This is a genomic window from Nitratidesulfovibrio vulgaris str. Hildenborough, from assembly GCF_000195755.1.
GTDB lineage: Bacteria > Desulfobacterota > Desulfovibrionia > Desulfovibrionales > Desulfovibrionaceae > Nitratidesulfovibrio > Nitratidesulfovibrio vulgaris.
Genome location: NC_005863.1, coordinates 74,368 through 94,079 on the forward strand (window position 1 = coordinate 74,368; position 19,712 = coordinate 94,079).

Below are 19,712 nucleotides of genomic sequence, written 5' to 3' on the forward strand. Positions count from 1 at the left end.
ATGACCGGCCCCCGGACGGACGGGCGAGGTCACGGCGACGATGCGGAACGGATGACGACAACGGAATGAACCGCAGGAGAAGGCCATGACGGACGCGACACGACGCGGAACGCGCAACGACACGGTGCAGGCGTTGAAGCTGCTGTTCCTGCTGGTCATCTGCTACGGGCACCTCTTCGCCGAAGGCCCGGCTGCGACCCTGCCGGGTTCGACGCTGATGGATGGCCTGCCCATGCGCCTGTGGTGGGTTCCCGGCGATGTGGGGCTGTTCTTCTTCACTGCAACGTCGGGGTACTTCACCGCGCTGCGCTACCCCGGTGCGGCGATGATGCAGGGCTACTGGCGGCGCAAGGTCTCGCGCCTGTGCGGGCTTTTCCTGTTCCTCAACGCGGTGCTGGGCTGCGTGTTCCTCGCCACCGGGCGCGAGGGCGTCTTCACGTGGGATGCGCTGGTGAACCTGCTTGGCCTCAACGGTTTTCTCAACTGGTTCCATCTCGGCAACGACAGCCCCTTCGGGGCGGGGCAGTGGTTCTTCACCCTGCTGTTGCTGTTCTACCTCGTCTATCCGGTGATGAACCGTGCGGTGACCACCCCGGCGCGCGGGCGGTTGCTGCTGTGGGGTTGCGTGGCGCTGGCGGCGGTCATGCAGGTGCGTCTTCCCTACGGGCATTCGCTGTGGTCGACATCGGTGGGCTTCGTGGCGGGCTTCTGGCTGGCGCGCTTCGGCGGTTCGCACCCCGCACGCAGCGGATGGTTCGCCCTGTGCGCCTGCCTCGCAGGGGCGGTGGCGTACCGCTTCATCGGGCATCTGCCCGTGCTGGCGTACTCCGTCATCGGCCTTGCCGGGTACGTCTGTACCGTGCTTGCGCTGACGGTGCGTCTTCCCCTGCTGCCAGCGAGGGTCCTCGATGCGGTGGGCGACCTGATGCTGCCCCTCTACATCATCCACACCTACTTCAGGCTGCCGCTGGCGCAGGACCCGTACCTCGACGCCTTGCTGGTGCTGACCATGAACGCGGGCATCGCGTGGGTGCTGCTGAAGGCGTACGCCCTGCTTGCGGGACGGCGTCGGCATGCGGGGCCGCCCACCGTCGCCCCGAGGGGGGCTGGCATGGCGGGTTCCGGTGTGCCCGGTCCCGGTACGGGCGGCAGGGCGAAACCCGTGGCCAGCCCCGCACTGGCGGCGAAAGCGCACCATGCGGCGAACGCCGAGACACCGTCCCCGCAGGCACTAGCCACCCATGAGCCTGCCGTGCAGGCGGCTTCGGGGCTTACCCCGGCTGGCCAGACAGCATCAGGCCAGACAGCATCAGGCCAGACACCATCTGGGCAGACACCATCAGGCCAGACGCTTTCTGCTCAGGCGCTTTCCGGCCAGACGTATTCCGGCCAGACGCATTCCGGCCGGTCGTCTCCGGGGCGGCAGTCGTCGCCCCTGCCCGCTCGCACCAAGGGGGAGGGCACACCATGACGCGTCCCCCTACACCCACTCCGGCACCCACTCCGGCACCCGCGACCGCCCCCCCGCGCGAGGCCCGCCCTCCCGGTCAGGTCAGTCCTCCCGGTCAGGCGAACCCTCCCGGTCAGGCTAACCCGGCCCCCCCTGCGGACGGGCGGCTGCGTGCCATCGACGCCATGCGCGGCCTCGTGATGCTGCTCATGACCCTCGACCATGTGCGCGGGCACTTCACCTACGCGGCGTATGCCCTGTGGCATGACGCCTCGCCGTTGCCGACAGACCCGCTCAATCTGGACGTCACCACGCCGCTGTTCTTCACGATGCGCTGGGTGACGCACCTGTGCGCGCCCTCGTTCATCCTGCTTGCGGGCGTCTCCGTCCATCTCTGGCAGCAACGTCATGGCACGGGACGCCCCGTGTCGGCGCGCCTCGTCACGCGAGGCCTGATGCTGGCGGGCCTCAACATGGCACTGGGGCTGCACGCCCCCCTGTCGCCCGACAGGGTGCTCATCCTCGACGTGCTGTGGCCCATCGGCGTCTCCATGGTGTTGCTGGCGGTCGCCGTGCATCTGCCGCGTGGTGTCGCGTGGGTGATGGCGTTGCTGCTGGTCGCGGGGCACGACGCCCTGCGGGGCTTCATGCCCGACGGGGAGACGGCGTCGTTCCTGTGGCGGCTGGCGTTCGTGAAGTCGTATCTCGATGTCCCCGATGTGGGGGGGCTGCACATCATCTACCCGGTGCTGCCGTGGTTCGGGGTCATGTGGCTTGGCTACCTGTGCGGCGGGCTTGCCGACCTCGACATCGGGAGGCGTGTACGGGTGCTGCCGCGCCTCGGGCTTGGGCTTCTTGCCGCGTCCGTGCTGCTGCGTCTTGCCGGGGGCTACGGCGACCCCTCGACCTTCGCCGTGCAGGACACGGCGTGGCGCACTGCCGCCGCGTTCTTCAATGTGGCGAAGTACCCGCCTTCATTGCAGTTCCTTCTTGTCACGCTGGGCGTCATGTGGCTGCTGCTGGCGTGGTTCGACAGCCGCTGCCATCTCCCGCACGCCACGCCCCGGGGCTGCCCCGGCTGGCTTGTGCTGTCCGGCAGTGCGCCCCTGTTCTACTATGTGGCGCATCTGGTCGTCCTTCGCGGGCTTACGCCCGTGCTGGGCCGCCTGCCCTCGCCCGTGCCGGAGGCCGCCTTCAGCGCCGGGGGCATCGCCGTCTTCACGGTCGCCGTCTTCGCGGGACTGCTGCCCGCGTGCGCGTGGGTCGTGCACCGTCGCCGGAAGACCCGTGCGCGACGGGTGACAGGGGTGGCGCATGGGCCGCAGGCGGCGCATGGGGGACATGGAACCCGTCAGGGGGGTGGGGCATGAGCGTCGTCCTCGTCCTCGGTGCCGAGACCATGCTGGCGCGCGTGGTCAGCCGCAGCCTGCATCGCGCGGGTTTCACCGTGCTGGCGGCCTCCTCCACGCCGTGGCCCATCTGCGCCTATTCGCGCTATGTGCGGCGCACCTTCACCCACGCCGACCCGAAGCACGACGAGTCGCGGTTCATCGACGACATCCGCCGCATCTGCGAGACGCAGGGCGTGGACGTGCTGTTGCCCATCCTGCGCGAGTGCGCCGTCATCGCACGACATCGTCACCTCTTCGGCCCCGGCGTGCGGATGCTACTTGGCGACGCCGCGACGCTGGCCGACTTCGGCGACAAGTACCGTACCTACGAGGTGGCGCGCGACGCGGGGCTTGCCGTGCCCGAGTACCGCAGGGCTGCCGACCTCGCTGCCGACCCGGCGGCCCTTGCGGCCTTTCCGTGCCCGTGCCTCGCCAAGCCCGTGTGGGGGTGGGGCGGCTACGGGATGCACGAATGCGCCAGCCCGCAGGAGGTCGCCGCCCGCATCACGGCCATGACCGACCGACAACGCGAAGACTACTTCATGCAACAGCGGATGCCGGGTGACGTGGTGTGCGTGGCCATGCTGTGCGAGGCGGGGCAGATGCACGCGTGCGACACCTTCCGCATCGTGTCCTCGTACCCGAGGCGGCACGGGCAGTCGACACTGCGCGAGTCGGTGCGGGCCGACGCCGCCGTGGACGCGCTGCGGACGCTGCTTGCCCATGTGGGCTGGACGGGCCCGTGTCAGGCCGACTTCATCATCGACCCGGTCACGGGCACGCCGTACCTCATCGACATCAACGCCCGGTACTGGAATTCGCTGATTCAGAGCACCGCCCGCGGGGTGGACTTTCCCGTCATGCACTGCCGGATGGCGCTGGGCATGGGTGATGCGGGCGGCGCAGGCGGCGCGGGAGATGTTCCGGGCACCGGCGCGGCTGGCGTGTCGCCGGGTGTGTCGCCGGGCGTGCCGCGGGGTGTGCCGGACATGAGTGCGGGCATGTGCGCGGACATGGACACGGGGGTGAGCACGGCATGGTTCAGTCGCGCCCTGCGCGGCGACCCGGCCCTGCTGCTGCGGCGTCTCTTCTCGCGCCCGCAGGGTCAGGCCGCACGGGGCATCGCCGCCTTCGACGACTGGGACGTCCGCGACCCGCTGCCCTTCTTCGCATGGCCCTTGCGGCATCTGCTTGGGCGCATCGCCTCGCGGGTGGCCCCGCATCACTACGCAACCGATGGAACAGGACGAGGTGAAGCATGTCGCTCATGAGCCACATGATGCAACTGACGGGCAGCCTGCTGCGACGCGCTTCGTACAGACGGCAGATGCGGCAGGGCAGGCCGCCCCTCTCGCTGTGGGGCCTCGCCGACGAGGACGGCGTTCTCACCGTGGGCGGGGCCTCCGCCGTGGCGCTGGCAGCCGCGTATGGCACGCCGCTTCTGGTGGTGGACGAGAAGGCCCTGCGGGCCAAGGTGGCAGAGGTGCGGGCGGTGCTCGACGACGAGTTGCCCGGTGCCCGGCTGACCTATTCGTACAAGACCAACTGCATCCCCGGCATCCTGCGCGTGCTGCACGACGCGGGCGTGGGGGCCGAGGCCATCTCGGCCTATGAGTACTGGCTGGCACAGAGCCTTGGCGTACCGGGCGAACAGCTCATCTACAACGGTGTGGACAAGTCGCCCGAGAGCCTCGCAATGGCGGTGGCGCACGGCGCGCTCATCAACATCGACAACCGCGACGAGGTGGACGCGGTGCTGGCGACGGCCCGCGCACAGGGGCGGGTGGCCCGCATCGGCCTGCGGCTTGGGCTCAACCGCAGCGCGCAATTCGGTCTCGACCCCGACAGCGCGGAAGGTGACGGCGACATCGCCCATGTCGTGGCCCGCTGCAAGGCCCACCCGGAGCACGCCTCGCTGGAGGCGCTGCACTTCAACGTCACCAGCAACGCACGGCACAGCGGCTACCATGTGCGCTGCCTCGCCCTCGCCCTCGACGTGATGCGCACCCTCGCCCGCGTCCACGGGGTGCACATACGGCTTCTCGACGTGGGCGGCGGCTTCGGCGTGCAGACCAGCAAGAACATGTCCGGCGTGGAATACGGCCTGTACCGACTGTTCGGGGTGGCACCGGGCGGGGCGTGGCTCGACCCGTTCCAGGACTTCCGCCTCTACATCCGCGACATGGCTGCGCTGCTGACCTCGTACTGCCGCGACAATGCCCTGCCGCAGCCCGTGGTCTGCCTCGAACCGGGCAGGCTGCTCACCAGCGGGGCCGAACTGCTGCTGACCCGCGTGAAGGCCGTCAAGGAACGGCCCGGGGCGGAACCCTTCGCCATCACCGACGGGGGGCGTCTCTCGCAGGCCTACCCCTGCGACTTCGAATGGCACGAGGCCTTTCTCGCCAACGACCTGCGCAGGCCGCTTGCACGCGCCTACACGGTGACGGGCAGGGTCTGCACGCGTTCCGACTGGCTGTACCGGGGCAAGGTCATGCCTGAACTCGCTTCCGGTGACATCCTCGCCGTGCTGGACGCCGGGGCCTATTTCTCGTCGTACGCCATGAACTTCGCCTTCCCGCGTGCCGCCGTGGTGGGCGTGGAGGACGGGCGGGCGCGTGTGATGCGCCACCGCGAGACCTTCCGCCACCTGACGGCCATGGATGAGGTGCAACTGGTCGATGTGAAGCTGGACGGAGTGGCACTGGACGACGAGGCGTCGGCAGGGGCAGGGCCCCACGAGACGGGATGCGTCGGGATGTCCGGGGCTCTTGGGGCATCCGGGGCCGGGGGGCTGCCGGGTATGCCCGCCGCACCGTCACCGGGCACGCCGTCATCCCCGCCGAGAGCGCATGGCACGACGGGCACGCGAGGGGGCGGCGCATGACAGGTCACGCCCTGCATATCGCCCCCTGCGGGCCGTCACGCCACGCCGAGTGGGATGCCTTCGTCGAGGCGCATCCCGCCCGCCCGCTGTTCCATTCACGGCGGTGGCTGTCGTTGCTCGCCCGCCATCAGGGCGTGCGTCTCGACCTCCATTGCATCGAGGCGCAAGGCCGCGTGGTGGGGCTGCTGCCCATGTTCAGCCGGGGCTACGGCGTCATCCGGGTGCATTCGTCGCCCTATGTGGTGACGGATACGCCCTACCTCGGCCCGCTGGTGGACGACGACGTGTCGCCTCATGCCCTGTGGGCCGCGCTTCTCGACCATGCGCGGCACAGCGGCATGGACTTCGTGCGCCTGTTCACCCGTGTGGGTATGGCGTGCCCCCCCGTGGACGGCACGCCCGCCGGGGTGCAGCGCAAGACCACGCATGTGCTCGACCTCACGCCGGGGGAGGAGGCCCTCTGGAACGGTCTGGAGGGGCGCTGCCGCACGGCGGTGCGCAAGGCCGCCAAGGAGGGCGTGACCGTGGAACCCATGGCGGACGATGCCGCCCTCGAACGGTTCGTGGACATGCTCGAAGGCGTCTACGCCCGACAGGGGCTGACCTCGCCCAACCCCCGCGCCTTCTACCGCGACGTGTGGCGCACCTTCGGCGGGCGCGAGGTCGTGGGGCTGACGGCGCGGCACGAGGGACGCGACATCGCCTCGGCGCTCTTCGTCATGGACGCGCGCGACGCCTACTACATCAGCGGTGCCTCGGCGGGCGACTGCGGGCGGTTGTCGCCCAACAACATCCTGCAATGGGAGGCCATACGCCTCGCCCTCGCGCGGGGGGTGGTCAGGTACGACTTCGTGGGGTCCGACATCCCGCGCATCGCACGTTTCAAGGCGAGTTTCGGCGGGCAGCTGCATGAATACTGGTGCGTCGAGTGCGCGCCATCCCGCGTGGCGCGCTTCATGCGCGCTGCCTACCCGTGGCTCAAACGGCGACTGGGCAGGGTGTGATGACGGCACGGCACGACGCAGAGAGACCCCGGCACCAGCGCCGGGGAAGGGAAACGGAGGCGGCAGCATGATAGGATATGCGCGCATGATGTTGCACAGGCTGAGCAACAGCGCGTGCCATGCGAGGATGCGCGAGCATCTCGCACTGGAACGGCTGCCGCACGACGAGTTGCGGCAGAGGCAGTTCTGGGTCGCGGTCACGCTGCTCAAGCACGCCTACGAGACGGTGCCCCATTACCGTGCGCTCATGGACGGGGCGGGGCTGCATCCCGACGCGGTACGCAGCTTCGCGGACTTCGCGGCGCTGCCCGTGCTGCGCCGGTGGCCCGCCGGGGCACCTGCGCCCGACCTCGTGTCCAAGGCCCTGCCCCGCAAGGCGCTGGCGGCGCTGCAAGGGCAGTCTGCCGAGAACGGGGGCTGCCTGCCCGCGCCCATCCTGCGCGACCGCGCCGCCCGCGACGAGACGCAGGCCAACTGGCTGCTGTGCCTCACCTTCGCGGGATGGACACAGGCGGACATGGTGGTGCGGCTGTATGCCGCGTCGGGCGACGAGTCGGGCGACCTGCTGCACCCCGGCGTGCGCGAATGGCTGGCGGGGACCCTCGCCGTGGACGGCTGCACCTACGCACCGGACGCCGTGGCGCAGTGGGTGAAGGCCATCCGCCGTTGCGGCAGGGCCTATGTGCTGGGCAATGCTCGCGTCATGGCGGACATGGCGGACTTCATGCGCGAGGGCGGCATCCGGCTTGGCAACGTGCGCGGGGCCGTGGTGTCGGGCGGCAGGGGCGACCACCACCCGTATGCGAACGGCCTTCCGGATGCTGGCGGCCTGCATATCGGGGTGCCCGGCCAGACCGACCAGACCGGCCAGACCGGCCAGACCGGCCACGCCGTGCACACGGGGCCTGCCGACGGTGACGGGACGGGGCGGCAGCGCATCGCCGAGGCCTTCGGCTGCCCGGTGTTCGACCTGTACGGCTGCGCCGAGGTGCCCTGCATCGCCATGCAATGCGGCGCGGGCAACCTGCACCTGCTGACGCACTCGGCCCATGTGGCGTTCGAACCCGATGCCGCGTGCGGCCCGCCACGCCTCATCGTCACCGACCTCAACAACAGGGCCATGCCCGTGCTGCGCTTCGACACCGGCGACCACGGCGTGCCCGTGGACGGCCCGTGCCCCTGCGGGCGCGGTTTCCCGCTGATGCGGCGCGTGCCCGCCACCGGGACGTGGTTTCAGACGGTGGAAGGGCGGTTCATCCCCGGCGACGCGTTCGCCCGTGGTCTTGCCGCCCGTCTGGACGCACTTCTGGCACTCGTCCCCGGCGAGAGTGCTGCCGGAGGGCACCCCGACGGGGGTGCGGCGCGGCACGGCGACGGTGATGGAGAGGGCGGAGGCAACGGAAGCGATAACCGTGGCACCGGGCATCATGCGGGACATGACACCGCGCATGGCGGCAGCCATCAGATGGGGCCTCACATGGGGCGTGGCGACAGCCGGCACCCCGCGCACAGGGGCGGGCGTGGCGCATACCGCGCATGGCCCGCCTTCAGGCAGGTGGTCCCCGGCGTCGTCCACGTCGTCCTTCCGGCGGAGTGCGCCATGGGTGCGACCCCCTTCGGGGCCCTCGTGCGTGACACCGTGCGCGAGGTCGTGCGCGACGCCGCGCAAGGGGCCGGGGCCGCAGACGCCTCGGCGCTGGCGACCCTGACGTTCGTGCAGGCGACGACTCCAGCGGGGCGCGACGCTTCGCACGGGGGCGGACCGCCGCAAGGAGGGCACAGGCCATGACCATCGTCCTCGCGTGTCTCGTGGTGGTGCTGACGGTGGCGGGCACGGCCCGCGCCCTGCACGAGTCGGGGCGGGCGGCTGCGCCGCGCGTGGTGGCCCCGGTGCTCACGGCCGTTCTCGTGGTGGCCGAGACCTATCTCGCCGTGGCCACCGAGGTCGCGCCGTGGACGTTGCAGGCGACGCTCATCCTTCAGGCGCTGCTGGCCCCGGCGTGGGCCACGTTCGCCCTGTGCTACGGGCGCGAGTGCTCATGGCGCACGCTGCCGCGCAGCGGCAGGCTGCTGCTGGCCCTGTCGCTGTCGCCCGTGCTCATGGCGGCCGTGCTGCCACCCGATCAGTTGTTCTATCTTGCCGACTTCACGGCCGAACGAGTCTTCTACCTCGAACCGCGCGCCTTCTTCCTCTACCTGCAACTGCTGCTGTGCCTGCTGCTGTCGGCGGGCAACCTCGAGACCACGCTCCGCAACAGCCGCCACAGCCAGCGCTGGCGCATCAAGCTGGCCCTCGTCGGCATGGGGGCGGTGCTCGCGGCGCTCTGCCTGCAATACGGGCAGGGGCTGGTCATCCGCACCCTCGACCTCGGCTATGTGGGGCTGCGCAACGGGGCCGTGGCGCTTGGCTTCGCGCTGTTCCTCTTCGCCGAGACGCGCCGTGGCAGCGACAAGGTGCACATCGCGCGGCGTCTGGCCTTCCGGTCCGTGGTCGCCATCATCGCGGGCGGGTACCTGCTTGGACTCGGCGTGCTGCGCGAGGGCGTGCGTCTGGCGGGGCCTGATTTCGAACGGCACTTCGCGCTGGCCATCGTCTTCGCCGTCGTCCTCGCGGGGTTGATCATCCTGCTGTCGGACCACCTGCGCAGGCGGTTCAGCATCTGGATGCACCGCACCTTCTACAACGAGAAGTACGACTACCGCACACAGTGGATCAACTTCACCGACATGCTCTCCCATGCCCGCAACACCCGCGACTTCGTGGACGTGATGCTGGTGGGCCTGTGCGATGCCTTCGGCTTCGTGGGGGCTGCCTTCGTGCCCGCCGACTTCGAACACCCCGGACAGGCCCGCGACGCCGTGGTCTACGAGATGGAACCGCTGCCGCCCACGCTGCCCGCCACGGCCTTCGGCGGACTGCTGGTCTACGAGGGTGGCCCGTGCACGCTGGACACGGTGGCGGGGCTCTTGAGCGAAGACGCGCTCGAAGCCCTGCAAGACGCCGGGGTGGGCCTCGTGCTGCCGGTGCGCACCGTGGAGGGCTGCGAGGGGGTGGTGCTACTGGCACGGCCCATCGACACCCGCGAGGAGCACGACCTTGAGGACTTCGAACTCCTCGAGGCCATGGGACGCCAGATAGCCCTGTGCGTGCGCAGCTTCCGCCTTGGCGACGAACTGGCGGTGGCGCGCGAGATGGAGGCGCTGGGCCGCTTCGCCGCGCTGGTGATGCACGACCTCAAGAATCAGGTCTACGCGCTCTCGCTGCTGGTGGACAACGCGCGGCTGTACATCGCCGAACCCGAGTTCCAGCGCGACCTTGTGGAGACGCTCACCAACAGCGTCAGCAACATGCGCAACCTCATCTCGCAACTGACGCGCCTGCCGGGGCGCGAGAACCTGCATCTCGCCCCTGTCGACCTCATGGAACTGGCACGCGAGGCGTGCGCCAGCCTGCCGGGGGCGGACATCCGCTTCGAGGGCGCGGGGGTGCGGGCCGCGGTCGATGCGGAGCAGGTGTCGAAGGTGCTCGTGAACCTGTGCCTCAACGCCATCGAGGCCGACCCCGCGGGGCCGGTGGTGGTGCGGGTGGGTGTGAACGGCGGCCCGCTCATCAAGGTCGAGGACTCGGCGGGCGGCATCGACCCCGCCCTGTTGCGCGACGGACTGTTCAAGCCCTTCAGATCGACCAAGAAGCGCGGCATGGGCATCGGCCTGTACCATTGCCGCAAGATCGTCGAGGCGCACGGTGGCACCATCGGCGTGGAGTCGCAGCCCGGACGCGGCAGCACCTTCACCGTGCAGTTCGCCCGGAGGGAGGGCTGACGGTTCGGTGAAGGATGACGTGACGGGAGCGTAAGGGCGGCGCGTAGCCGGGGCATATGACTGGCAGGGCATGGCAGCGGGACGTGCCAGCGGGACGTGACAGGTGCGCGTGTCCGGCGGGGGTGTCCGGCGGGTGGAGGGAGACGGAGGTGGTGACGGGCGCGGCGAAGGCGCGACATCTTCGGCCTTGCGAGGGGCGTCGTGCCGTGTCCGGGTCGACCCGGGGCGATGCAGGCGTCACCCGGCACTCGTCACCCGGCGGCGTTCGGCGGTGCGTACCCGGCGGGCCATGTCGGCCGCGTCCGAGCGGGGGCCACCCGCTGGCGTACGGTCGGGAGTCACCGAAAGGCGTGCCGGGAGTGCAAGGGCGGCATCGCGCGGCGCGGTGCGTCGTCACCGGAGGGCATCGGGCATCATCGTACAACACGGCTTTGCGACGACGAGGGGATGATCATGTACCGCAATATCGTGTTCAAGGGCGGGGGCATCAAGGGGCTGGCCTACGCCGGGGCCTTGCGCGCCATGGGGCGGCACGGGATGTTGCGGGATGTGCGCCGCACCGCCGGGACGTCGTCGGGAGCCATGGCCGCCGTCTTTCTCGCACTGGGGGCCACGCCCGACCAGATGGTGGACATCCTGCTGCGCACCCCGTTCCACAAGTTCATGGACGGTTCGCGCTGGCTTGGCGGCGACTTGCAGCGACTGGTGCGCGATTTCGGCTGGTTCAAGGGCGAAGTGCTCGAACGCTGGGCGCGGTCGAACATCGGCGTGCTGACCGGAAAGCCGCACATGACCTTCGGTGAACTGCGCCAGCGGGCCGATGTCGAACCGGGGCGCTTTCTCGACCTCACGGTGGTGGGGGCCAACCTCTCGCGCGAGACGCCCGAACTCTTCAACGCCGAACGCACGCCCGACACCCCCATCCACGAGGCCCTGCGCATCTCCATGAGCATCCCGCTGTTCTTCACGGCGGTGCGCAACAGCCGGGGCGAGGTGCTGGTGGATGGCAGCGTCATCTGGAACTACCCCATCTCGCTGTACGACCGCGCACGCTACGTGATGCACGGCGATCACGTGCGGGGCGATGCCGGACACGGCGAAGCGGGGCGGAGCGGGGCGACGCGGGATGCTGCGGGGCGGTGTGATACGTCGGGCTGGAATGTGCCACCGAGAGACGCAAGCCGGGTACGCGCGGGGCAGGGTGATGCGGTGCACGGCAGCGCCGTGCGGGGCGAAGATGGTCCGGGCGATGCATCACCGGATGCTTGCGGGCGTCGCCTCACTGGACAGGGCAACGCGATGCACGGTGAGGACGGGCAGGCTGACACCCCGCCGGGTGAGTCCAGACAGGGCGATGCGAGGCAGAACGTTGCCCTACGGGGTGACGCCGCTCCCGGCGAATATGGTCCGGGCGAATATGGTCCGGGCGATGCCAGACCAGGCGAAGCAGGACGCGGCGTAGCGAGGGGGGATACACCTCGGCAGGGCAAGGCCGGTCGGGGTGATGCGGGGCAGGGTGATGCATGTCCGCACAATCCCGACGCCGTGACCTTCAACCGCGAGACGCTGGGCTTCATGGTCGAATCGCGACACGGTGAGGAGTTGCTTCACCACGACGTCACCCCCGTGGCGGACTTCCGCACCTACCTGCGCTCCATTCTCGGCTTCATCACCGACAGCATGCACAGCGCCTACCTGTCGGAACACGACTGGAAGCGTACCGTGCTCATCGACGCACTGGGGGTGCGTACCACCGACTTCCAGATCTCGCGCGAACAGGTGCGCAGCCTCATCGACAGTGGCGACAGGTGCGTCGAGGCCTTCATTGCCAGCCGCAAGGGCTACCGTGATGGGGGCATGGCATGAGGGCGGGGATGCCGGGCGGGTGATGTCGTCCTCGGAGTACGCGCCCCGGTTGCGGCAGCGCACCAGCAGGACCATCGTCCCGGAAGCGTCATGCTGGCGAACATGGTGAGCAGTCCCTGTCTCAAGATTCGCATGACAGATAGATTACTGCAGAAGGCCTTGGAGACGCCTCCGGTGACGCGATGAAGATTGCACCTGCGGTCGCATCGGGTTTCATGATGTCGATGCATCCTGCTTGGCCTTGCAGAAGGCAAGCAAGGTCATGCGCTGGCGGATGGACGACGACCATGCCTTTTGCGTGGCAGCATGTCCGGCGTGGTATCCTCCATGTACGGCCTGTCTTTCCGCGAGACAGGTGCGAACGGTTGCATGTCATGCCCCATCGGAAAACAGGAAGCGACGGAATTTTACGGTCATCGAGTGCATTGTGTGGGGCATTCGACTCGAGAATGCCTGAAATATCGCGTCGGGTGCGAGACCGGGATGTGCCGTCATTATTCTCTTCACACCCCGGTGCAAGAGAATGTACGCAAAAGCAATGGCCATGGAGATGATGACTATGCCCGGTGTGCGAATGAATACGAGTTTGAGTAGATTGGTGCTGTACCCTATCGGGACAATAGACATCACTGCCGTGTGGAATATGTAGATGTACCCTGTGGTGGAGGCGATATGCTTCAGCATGTTCGTAGAAGTGTCGCCGAAATGGAGGTTCTTGAAGAGCAAGAACAACGATGCCGTGTAGACCATGATGAAGGGATTGTTACTATAGTAGAAGAATTCGCTGAGTGAACCTGTATGCATCGAGAGTGCGAATCCCGACAGCGTGGCTAGGACAAGGCCAGATGCAGCACATATGACAAGTGCCCTTGTATTGAAACGTCTCGTCGTTGTCGCCAGCAAGTGCCCAAGCACGAAGTACCCTACGAAGTAGGAACCATAAAGCATGTTGTCGATGTATGACTTGTACAGCCCAAGGATATTGGAGAATAGCGGATTCATGATGCTGAAGAAGACCCAGAGCATTACGAACAGTTTCTCCATGGACCTGTTCTTTGCCAGCTGCTGCAGTATCGGCGCCACAAGAACAAGCCCGATGAGCATGAAGAAGAACCACATCCCCGAACCGAAACCGTCGTAGTAGTCATACACAATGCCCTTCAGCAAGGGCGTGGGGATGTTAAGATAGATGGCAAGTCCCTTGGCGATGACAAGGCCGAGAAAGAGATAGCCCGCATAGCTTGTCAGGTACTTGCCGTAGAAGCGCTTCACATCGGTGAGTGATTCTGTCGTTCGCGAAAGAAGGACGGCCCCGCTGCACATGATGAAGGCCGGTACTGCAAAGCGGGCCATCATTGAAACGAAATGGGATGAGAACCAGTCAAGACTCGCGGTGAATGTGCCAAGTTTGAAGCCTACGACGTGGATGATTACAACGAAATAGATGGAAACGATCTTCAATGCATCGAGATAGGCCAATCGTCTTGTGGTGCTCATGGGTGTAACCTCCTTGCTACGTAGATGCAGGGCGTCTGGAAAACGATGCCGTCACCATTTTCGAGCGTCCTTTGTCCAGTAGCCATAGGCCCACCATGGGCGCGAGGGGTCGCGTTCGTCGGGGTGGAAGAGAGTCACGACGTTGGCGTCAGGCGCGTTGAGAACGATAAGCTTGTAGTTCGTTCCGTCAGACCTGTAGAGAAACTGTACGTTGTTTTCAGCTGTCTCTATGGGAAGAAAGTCTTGCTGTACGGGGTAGCTGCCTTTTTCTTTTCTTTCGGCTTCTATCGTGTCGCGCAACGAGGCTGCGTGTTCAAGGAGCTTGCTCGCGACTTCAGGGCGATGTTGATAGTATACGAAGCATATGTGCCATATGGAGAGAAAAACCACCATGACAGGTATAAAAGAAATGGCAGATACTCTTGCACCATGTTGCGCGGGCTTGTTACGCAGCGCATGGAACGCAAAGGCAAGAGCCACTGTGGCCCATAGAGCGCACATGATATACACTTGGGCGTAGGTGTTGGCGTGGATGAATGCCTGCTTGCCTGCCACTTCCGGGCTGGTGCGAGGCAGGAAGGCGAAAGCCGGGCCATAACCGATGGCCACCCGAAGGAAACTCGGATGCTCCATCCAAGCTATCGTCCTGTAGAGGTTGTCCCGTGCGCTCACCCCTTCCTTGAGCCCGAATTCGTTGATGGGGGACTGGGTATACCCCCACGCAGGATTTGAGTTGAAGGCTACCGGGGCTAGCGTGCCGAAAATCGATGTGACCAGAAGCGCTGCGATGACGACCCGCGAGACGACACTCTTCTGTGCACCTGCCCGCAGCCGCCAAAGGGTGAAGCCGAGAAAACCCAGAGGGACGAGAGGATAGAGGTATCTGAACCCGTAGGCTGAACCGGGCATGCGCCACAGCAGTACGGCGGCTATGGGGCCTGCCATGTAGAGTACGGCGAGAAGAGTCCATGCTATCCAGAGTGTGCGTTGACCGTGCCGGCGGGCGGAGGTGCCTCCATGGAACAGGAGTGCCCCGACCCCGAAGAAGGCAATCGGCATGAAGCACCACAAGGGGAAGCTGTTGCCGACGAGGATGACCGGCAGCAGGGCAAGCCGCGAAGCCACAAGGGCTATCACGTCGCCCACGAACGCGATGAAGGTCGTATAGACCGGCACGTAGGAGTATATGTTGCCGTACGAGTCGAGTTTCGGTGCAGGCCCGGCATAGATTCCGTACATGAGCGCTATGGCCACGGCAAAGCATGGCACGAGGGCAAGCACGTACTGTGCCGTCTTGGCCAGAAACGTTCTCCTGTCGAATGTCTGCATGGTCAGCATCAGACCAAGCAGTGCCAGAGGCGGGAACAGGACGGGGAAAATGGCGTGCAGTCTGGTGAGCCATGCCAGCGTGACGGCGATGGCGGCCAGCAGCGCGTACAGCCACTGCCTTCTGGACTCTTCGCGGTACAACTGCACGGATGCGAAGAAGCACAGGGCGTAGTTGAAGAACTCGAACGCGTGCGCCATGAGCGGACGCATGAGTACGTAGAAGAGGATGCCCGTCCCCGTGCACAACAGAAAGACGAATGCCGGAGAGATGTCGATGAGGGAGCGCAAGCCCCGGTAATAGAGGTAGGCCCCCATCAGAAAATAGAATGATGACGATAGCCCGACCGCGAAGAAGGCCCACGACCCGAAATACTGGGCATGGTTCTGTATGACGGGATGCTCCGCCATGCGGTCGAATATCGAGAAGAACGCCACGAAAGGCGCAGAGAGTACGCCAATGCCCGGAGGTACGGGCGGGGTTCCCCTGTAGGACTTGGCGTATTTTCCGAGTGACACCTCGTTCATGTAGTCGAGGTCGAAGTCCAGCCCCATGGTGAAGCTGTGCCCAAGCGTGCAGGCGTCGTCATGGATTGCCTCTTTCGAATACCACCATGCATTGGCTCCGATTGTATAGGAAAGGCAGAAGACGGTGCCGATGACGAGAATGATGCCTATGGCGTCTTTCCATGCATAGCGGGATGGCATGACAGTTCCTTGCGATTGATGGTGCGTGCCTGTTGTCTGTCGATCACGCTGTCTTGCGTACGATGATGATGCCCTGGGTCAGGCCCAGTCGATAGCTCATGCCCTGCTTCAGGATGGTCCCGTGGCGGCTGGCTGTTCTGAGGACTTCATCGAACGTGAGGGGGCGTTCATCATGGAAGGGCCACCGCCCGATGAATTCGAGAAGCCCGCGTGTGAGCCTGTACAGCCATGTAGGCGTGGGGAACGAGATGTAGACGGTCCCCCCGGGTCTGGCGAGGGCGAAGTGTCTGTCTATCATGGTTGCGGTATCGGCTTCGTCGAAGTGTTCGATGAGTCCGAAGCTGATAACGCAGTCGGCCGTCTCGTGATATTCGGTGAGGTCATCTTGAAGGATGTCACGTTGTATGTATGCCGTATTCGGGTCGCCTGAAATCTTGCGCGCAAAGGCCTCGGTGGGGGCGCACCTGTCGACGAGGCTCAACCGTGCATGCGGGAAGAGGCTCTTGAAACGGTCATAGAAGATGGAATTGGCGCCGCCAAGCTCGACGAGGCTCTTCAGGCCGGGAGCGAATCGGGCCATGTCCTTCTTGAAGCTTGCGAAGGCAAGTTTCGAGGTGATGTCGGAGCATGTGCTTCTCGTGTCATAGTACGTGCACCAGTCCGTAACGCGCATCTCCCCCGGGCATCCTTCTGCTTCGTGAAGATGAGTTCGCGCTGGATGATGAAGCTGAACAGGAAAAGGACACACTCTATGAAGATCTTTGCGGCATAGACATTGGTGCCGGACGCCGCAAGAGCCTTGATGGAGACATAGGCGATGCTGCCCATCAGAAGGACGGTGAGGGCATACAGGAGGAGCGTGACGGAATGGCGCCGCGTGGAGCGGAACACGATCTCCCTGTTGACGGTGTAGTTGAAGGCACCCGCGCACAGCCGCGCAAAGACGATGCTGAGCCCCACGCTTGAACTGAGGGCGAAGAACGCGCCGAAGACGAGGTAGTCTATGGCGAAGGTCAGCAGCGCGGAGATGTTGAACCGGAGGAACACCATATAGATCTTGATGGAGTCCCAGAACGGGTTGAAGCTGGATGTCGCATTGTTGTCGATGTAGACGGTTTCGATGGGCAATTGTCTTAAAGGGATCTTCTGCTCGCAAACGGTCATGAGCATGTCCAGTTCGAAGTCGTAGCCACCAGACTTGAGTCTGAGCAACGAAGTGAACAGGAACGATGGGATGCCACGTAGACCGGTCTGCGTGTCTGTGATGTCGACGCCTGCGAGAAAGCGTGCGACGCTACGGGTCACGGTGTTGCCGAACCTGCTGCGGAACGGAACGGACTCCCCGTCGAATGCCCGCACCCCCAGCACCAGTTCCCGCCCGCCCGCCTGAAGGGCCTTTGCAACGGCGATGCAGTCCTTGGCGAGGTGCTGACCGTCAGCGTCCAGCGTCACAGCCCCCACGGTTTCGGGGTGGTTGACGGCGATGTGGTTGATGCCCGTCTTGAGTGCGTTGCCCTTGCCGAGATTCGTCGCATGGCGCAGGACGGTGACCCCCATCCCCTCCAGGGCGTCGAACAGGTGCCGGTACTCCATGCCGCTACCGTCATCGACGCAGACGATGGCATGGAACGTGCCCGACTCTCCGAGTTCACGGACAATCCCGAGAAGACCGGGCGTGGGCTTGTAGGCGGGGATAAGTGCGACAGGCAGCATGAAGCCCTCAGGGGCTGGTGCGTCATCGTGTCTGGGAGTGGTGTCCACGGTGGGGGAGGTGCTCATTTCGTTGCCTCCACGAACAGGCTTTCAGGTTTGTATGGGCTGCCGTCGTTGCAGGTATCCAAAGCATACGAAGAGAAACCGGGAATGGCCGACTCTGCCGCCGTCATCCGCCGAATCCGTGTAAAGCCGACCTGCCTGAGCAGCAGTTCAAGCGAGACCTCGTCATACATCCACAGGCGCGGTTCGCCCGAAAGTCTGAACCTGCCGAGACGTTCATGGTCTGTCTCCCGAGGCGGGGGCGGGGTGAGCGGATGTCTCTCCGGCGCGAAGGCGTAGCGCAGGCGTTGCCAGAATGTGGGGTGCGGTGCGTCGTCGGGCGTCGTCGTGTCGCTTTGCGGGGGCTGCACATCGGGGGCACCCCGTCCATGCTGCTGCAGGGCGAGGATGCTTCGCACCGCCTCCACGCCATTGGTTTCGAACACATATCCAGCTGCGGGCATGGGGTCGTACATCCGGAAGCGGAGCATCTCCCCGCCCGGTTCATGGCGGCAAAGCTGGTCGATGAGGTTGATCACCGCATAGTCATGCCGTGCCAGCGCATCGTCTCCGGTGGCCCCTGCGGCAAGGGCCGCACGGGCGTCTTCGAAGGCTCTGCGGTAGTTCTCCGTCAGCCAGAGAAGATCGGCGACGACGAGGCGAAGCACCCCGCCGTGACGGATAACCCTGTGGCATTCCGAGAGAAAGCGCGATGCCTCGGCGCGGTCGAAATGTTCCAGCACGTGTGAGGCGTAGATGGCGTCGGCATGTGCATCGTCGAACGGCAAGGGCTGTCTCAGGTCATGGGGCAGCACACCGGGGGCGGTCGTCGCGAGGTCGACGTTGACCCATCCCTCGCAGACGCGTTCGCCGCATCCGAGATTGAGGTACGTTCCATCCGGACGGGGGCGGATGGAAGGCATCGCGTTGCCACGGCGTTCGGCGGCGCGTCGTTCGCAAAAGGTGTGCAGCCCTTCCTGCCACTGGCGGATGGCGTCGCGGGGGAGGGTGATGGTCGAAGGGCCGTCGTGTCGTCCCGCGTGCCAGCGCCTGATGCCGTCCATGTCGTCCCGCGCGACCACGGCAAGCCCTGTCTCTCGGGCAATCTCCTTCGCGCGGTTGTCGACATGGAGGATGAGTGAGCTGTGCCCCTGCTCAAGACTCCAGATGCCGGCATGAAGCCGCGTGCCCACATAGTCCCATGTGTCGCGGGCGGCGAGCACATCGAGGCTCGATGGCTGATGCCCCAGTATCTCGATGTGTTCGCGGTGCTCCTCGAAGGCGGGCAGCGACGTGATGTACTCCATGTCGTGGCTGCCCTGCGGAAAGAAGACGAGGCCTTCGGGGTAGAGGGCGGCGAGGGTGCGTATCAGGGCGTCATCCGCCGGGCTTCTGGAATAGTCCGTGAGCGTGAAGAGGCAGGCTTTCGCCGCACCTGTCCGGGCCGTCTCACGTCCGTGCAACTGCCACAGCGTGGGACAGGTGGTGTTGTACAGCCCCCCGACCCGGCACTGATGAAGTTGCGAGAGGCTGTAGCCGTCGCGAAGCGAATGCGGCCCCGCAGGCGCAAGCACCTTGCGATAGAACCACGCGGTCTGGGCATCGGGTTCATCCTGATACTGCCACCAGCCCACGCCGCAGAGTACCGCATTGAAGGCGGGCGGGTCGGCGTGGCGTAGCGGGTCGTCGAACAGCTTCCACTGGTTGTAGTGCCCGATGTGCGACGAAAGGAGATTGGTGCCGGCGACAAGGTTGAGGTCGGCATCCACGGCGCGTTCGAGCAACTCCCGTGCGGGTGGAGTATGGGTCGAGATGCGTTCTATGGTGGCGTCGGGAAACAGGTCATCGACGATGCGATCGACACTTTTCCTGATGATGAGGTCGCCGAGATTGGTACTCGGTCGCCCTTCATTATCCTGAAGGGCCGGGTCGAAGATGTTGATGCGTGTCATGGCTACGTCCTAGGCTCCTGCCCCGTTTCCGTGTGTGTGTCGCGCCGTTGCCGTAAA

The 19,712-nt window shown here is 65.6% G+C and carries 13 protein-coding genes; 8 read left to right on the top strand and 5 right to left on the bottom strand.

Translation table 11 applies throughout. From position 1 onward, the window contains the following. The first annotated feature begins 85 nt into the window (after positions 1-85). The 8 genes from DVU_RS16175 to DVU_RS16210 all read left to right on the top strand — a co-directional run bounded on the left by DVU_RS16175 (position 86) and on the right by DVU_RS16210 (position 12,417). Complete coding sequence (locus tag DVU_RS16175; RefSeq protein WP_011176638.1) at positions 86-1,471, top strand: acyltransferase family protein; 1,386 nt, start codon at positions 86-88, stop codon at positions 1,469-1,471. Then, positions 1,468-2,820, top strand: a complete 1,353-nt coding sequence (locus tag DVU_RS16180) for a DUF1624 domain-containing protein (protein ID WP_011176639.1) — start codon at positions 1,468-1,470, stop codon at positions 2,818-2,820. The genes DVU_RS16175 and DVU_RS16180 overlap by 4 nt, the downstream gene beginning before the upstream one ends. After that, a complete protein-coding gene (locus DVU_RS16185) occupies positions 2,817-4,112 on the top strand; it encodes a carboxylate--amine ligase (RefSeq protein WP_011176640.1) in 1,296 nt (431 codons plus the stop codon). Before DVU_RS16180 ends, DVU_RS16185 begins: the two co-directional genes overlap by 4 nt. Next, positions 4,100-5,725 carry a type III PLP-dependent enzyme domain-containing protein gene (locus DVU_RS16190; protein ID WP_014524666.1) on the top strand — a complete coding sequence of 542 codons (1,626 nt, stop codon included), beginning with the start codon at positions 4,100-4,102 and terminating at the stop codon, positions 5,723-5,725. Before DVU_RS16185 ends, DVU_RS16190 begins: the two co-directional genes overlap by 13 nt. Continuing rightward, positions 5,722-6,729: a lipid II:glycine glycyltransferase FemX gene (locus tag DVU_RS16195; RefSeq protein WP_014524667.1), complete on the top strand. Its 1,008-nt coding sequence runs from the start codon at positions 5,722-5,724 to the stop codon at positions 6,727-6,729. Before DVU_RS16190 ends, DVU_RS16195 begins: the two co-directional genes overlap by 4 nt. 67 nt (positions 6,730-6,796) lie before the next feature. After that, positions 6,797-8,518, top strand: a complete 1,722-nt coding sequence (locus DVU_RS16200) for a phenylacetate--CoA ligase family protein (protein WP_014524668.1) — start codon at positions 6,797-6,799, stop codon at positions 8,516-8,518. After that, a complete protein-coding gene (prsK, locus tag DVU_RS16205) occupies positions 8,515-10,551 on the top strand; it encodes an XrtA/PEP-CTERM system histidine kinase PrsK (protein WP_011176643.1) in 2,037 nt (678 codons plus the stop codon). The genes DVU_RS16200 and prsK overlap by 4 nt, the downstream gene beginning before the upstream one ends. 453 nt (positions 10,552-11,004) lie before the next feature. Next, positions 11,005-12,417 (top strand): patatin-like phospholipase family protein, encoded by a 1,413-nt coding sequence (locus DVU_RS16210; RefSeq protein ID WP_011176644.1) that lies wholly within the window; start codon positions 11,005-11,007, stop codon positions 12,415-12,417. A 372-nt stretch (positions 12,418-12,789) separates the two neighbouring features. Here DVU_RS16210 and DVU_RS16215 read toward each other — a convergent pair whose 3' ends face one another. Genes DVU_RS16215 through DVU_RS16235 form a run of 5 tightly spaced genes read right to left on the bottom strand, consistent with a single transcriptional unit; the run spans position 12,790 to position 19,655 of the window. Then, positions 12,790-13,914: an acyltransferase gene (locus tag DVU_RS16215; protein ID WP_011176645.1), complete on the bottom strand. Its 1,125-nt coding sequence runs from the start codon at positions 13,912-13,914 to the stop codon at positions 12,790-12,792. Positions 13,915-13,965: 51 nt separating this feature from the next. After that, positions 13,966-15,948, bottom strand: coding sequence for a DUF3488 domain-containing protein (locus DVU_RS16220; protein WP_011176646.1), 1,983 nt, complete (start codon positions 15,946-15,948; stop codon positions 13,966-13,968). A gap of 43 nt (positions 15,949-15,991) precedes the next feature. Continuing rightward, positions 15,992-16,528, bottom strand: a complete 537-nt coding sequence (locus DVU_RS16225; RefSeq protein WP_014524669.1) for a class I SAM-dependent methyltransferase — start codon at positions 16,526-16,528, stop codon at positions 15,992-15,994. Then, a complete protein-coding gene (locus tag DVU_RS16230) occupies positions 16,504-17,727 on the bottom strand; it encodes a glycosyltransferase (RefSeq protein WP_014524670.1) in 1,224 nt (407 codons plus the stop codon). Before DVU_RS16230 ends, DVU_RS16225 begins: the two co-directional genes overlap by 25 nt. Next, on the bottom strand, positions 17,724-19,655 hold the full coding sequence (locus DVU_RS16235) for a methyltransferase domain-containing protein (protein ID WP_011176648.1): 1,932 nt from the start codon (positions 19,653-19,655) through the stop codon (positions 17,724-17,726). Before DVU_RS16235 ends, DVU_RS16230 begins: the two co-directional genes overlap by 4 nt. Positions 19,656-19,712: the final 57 nt, after the last annotated feature.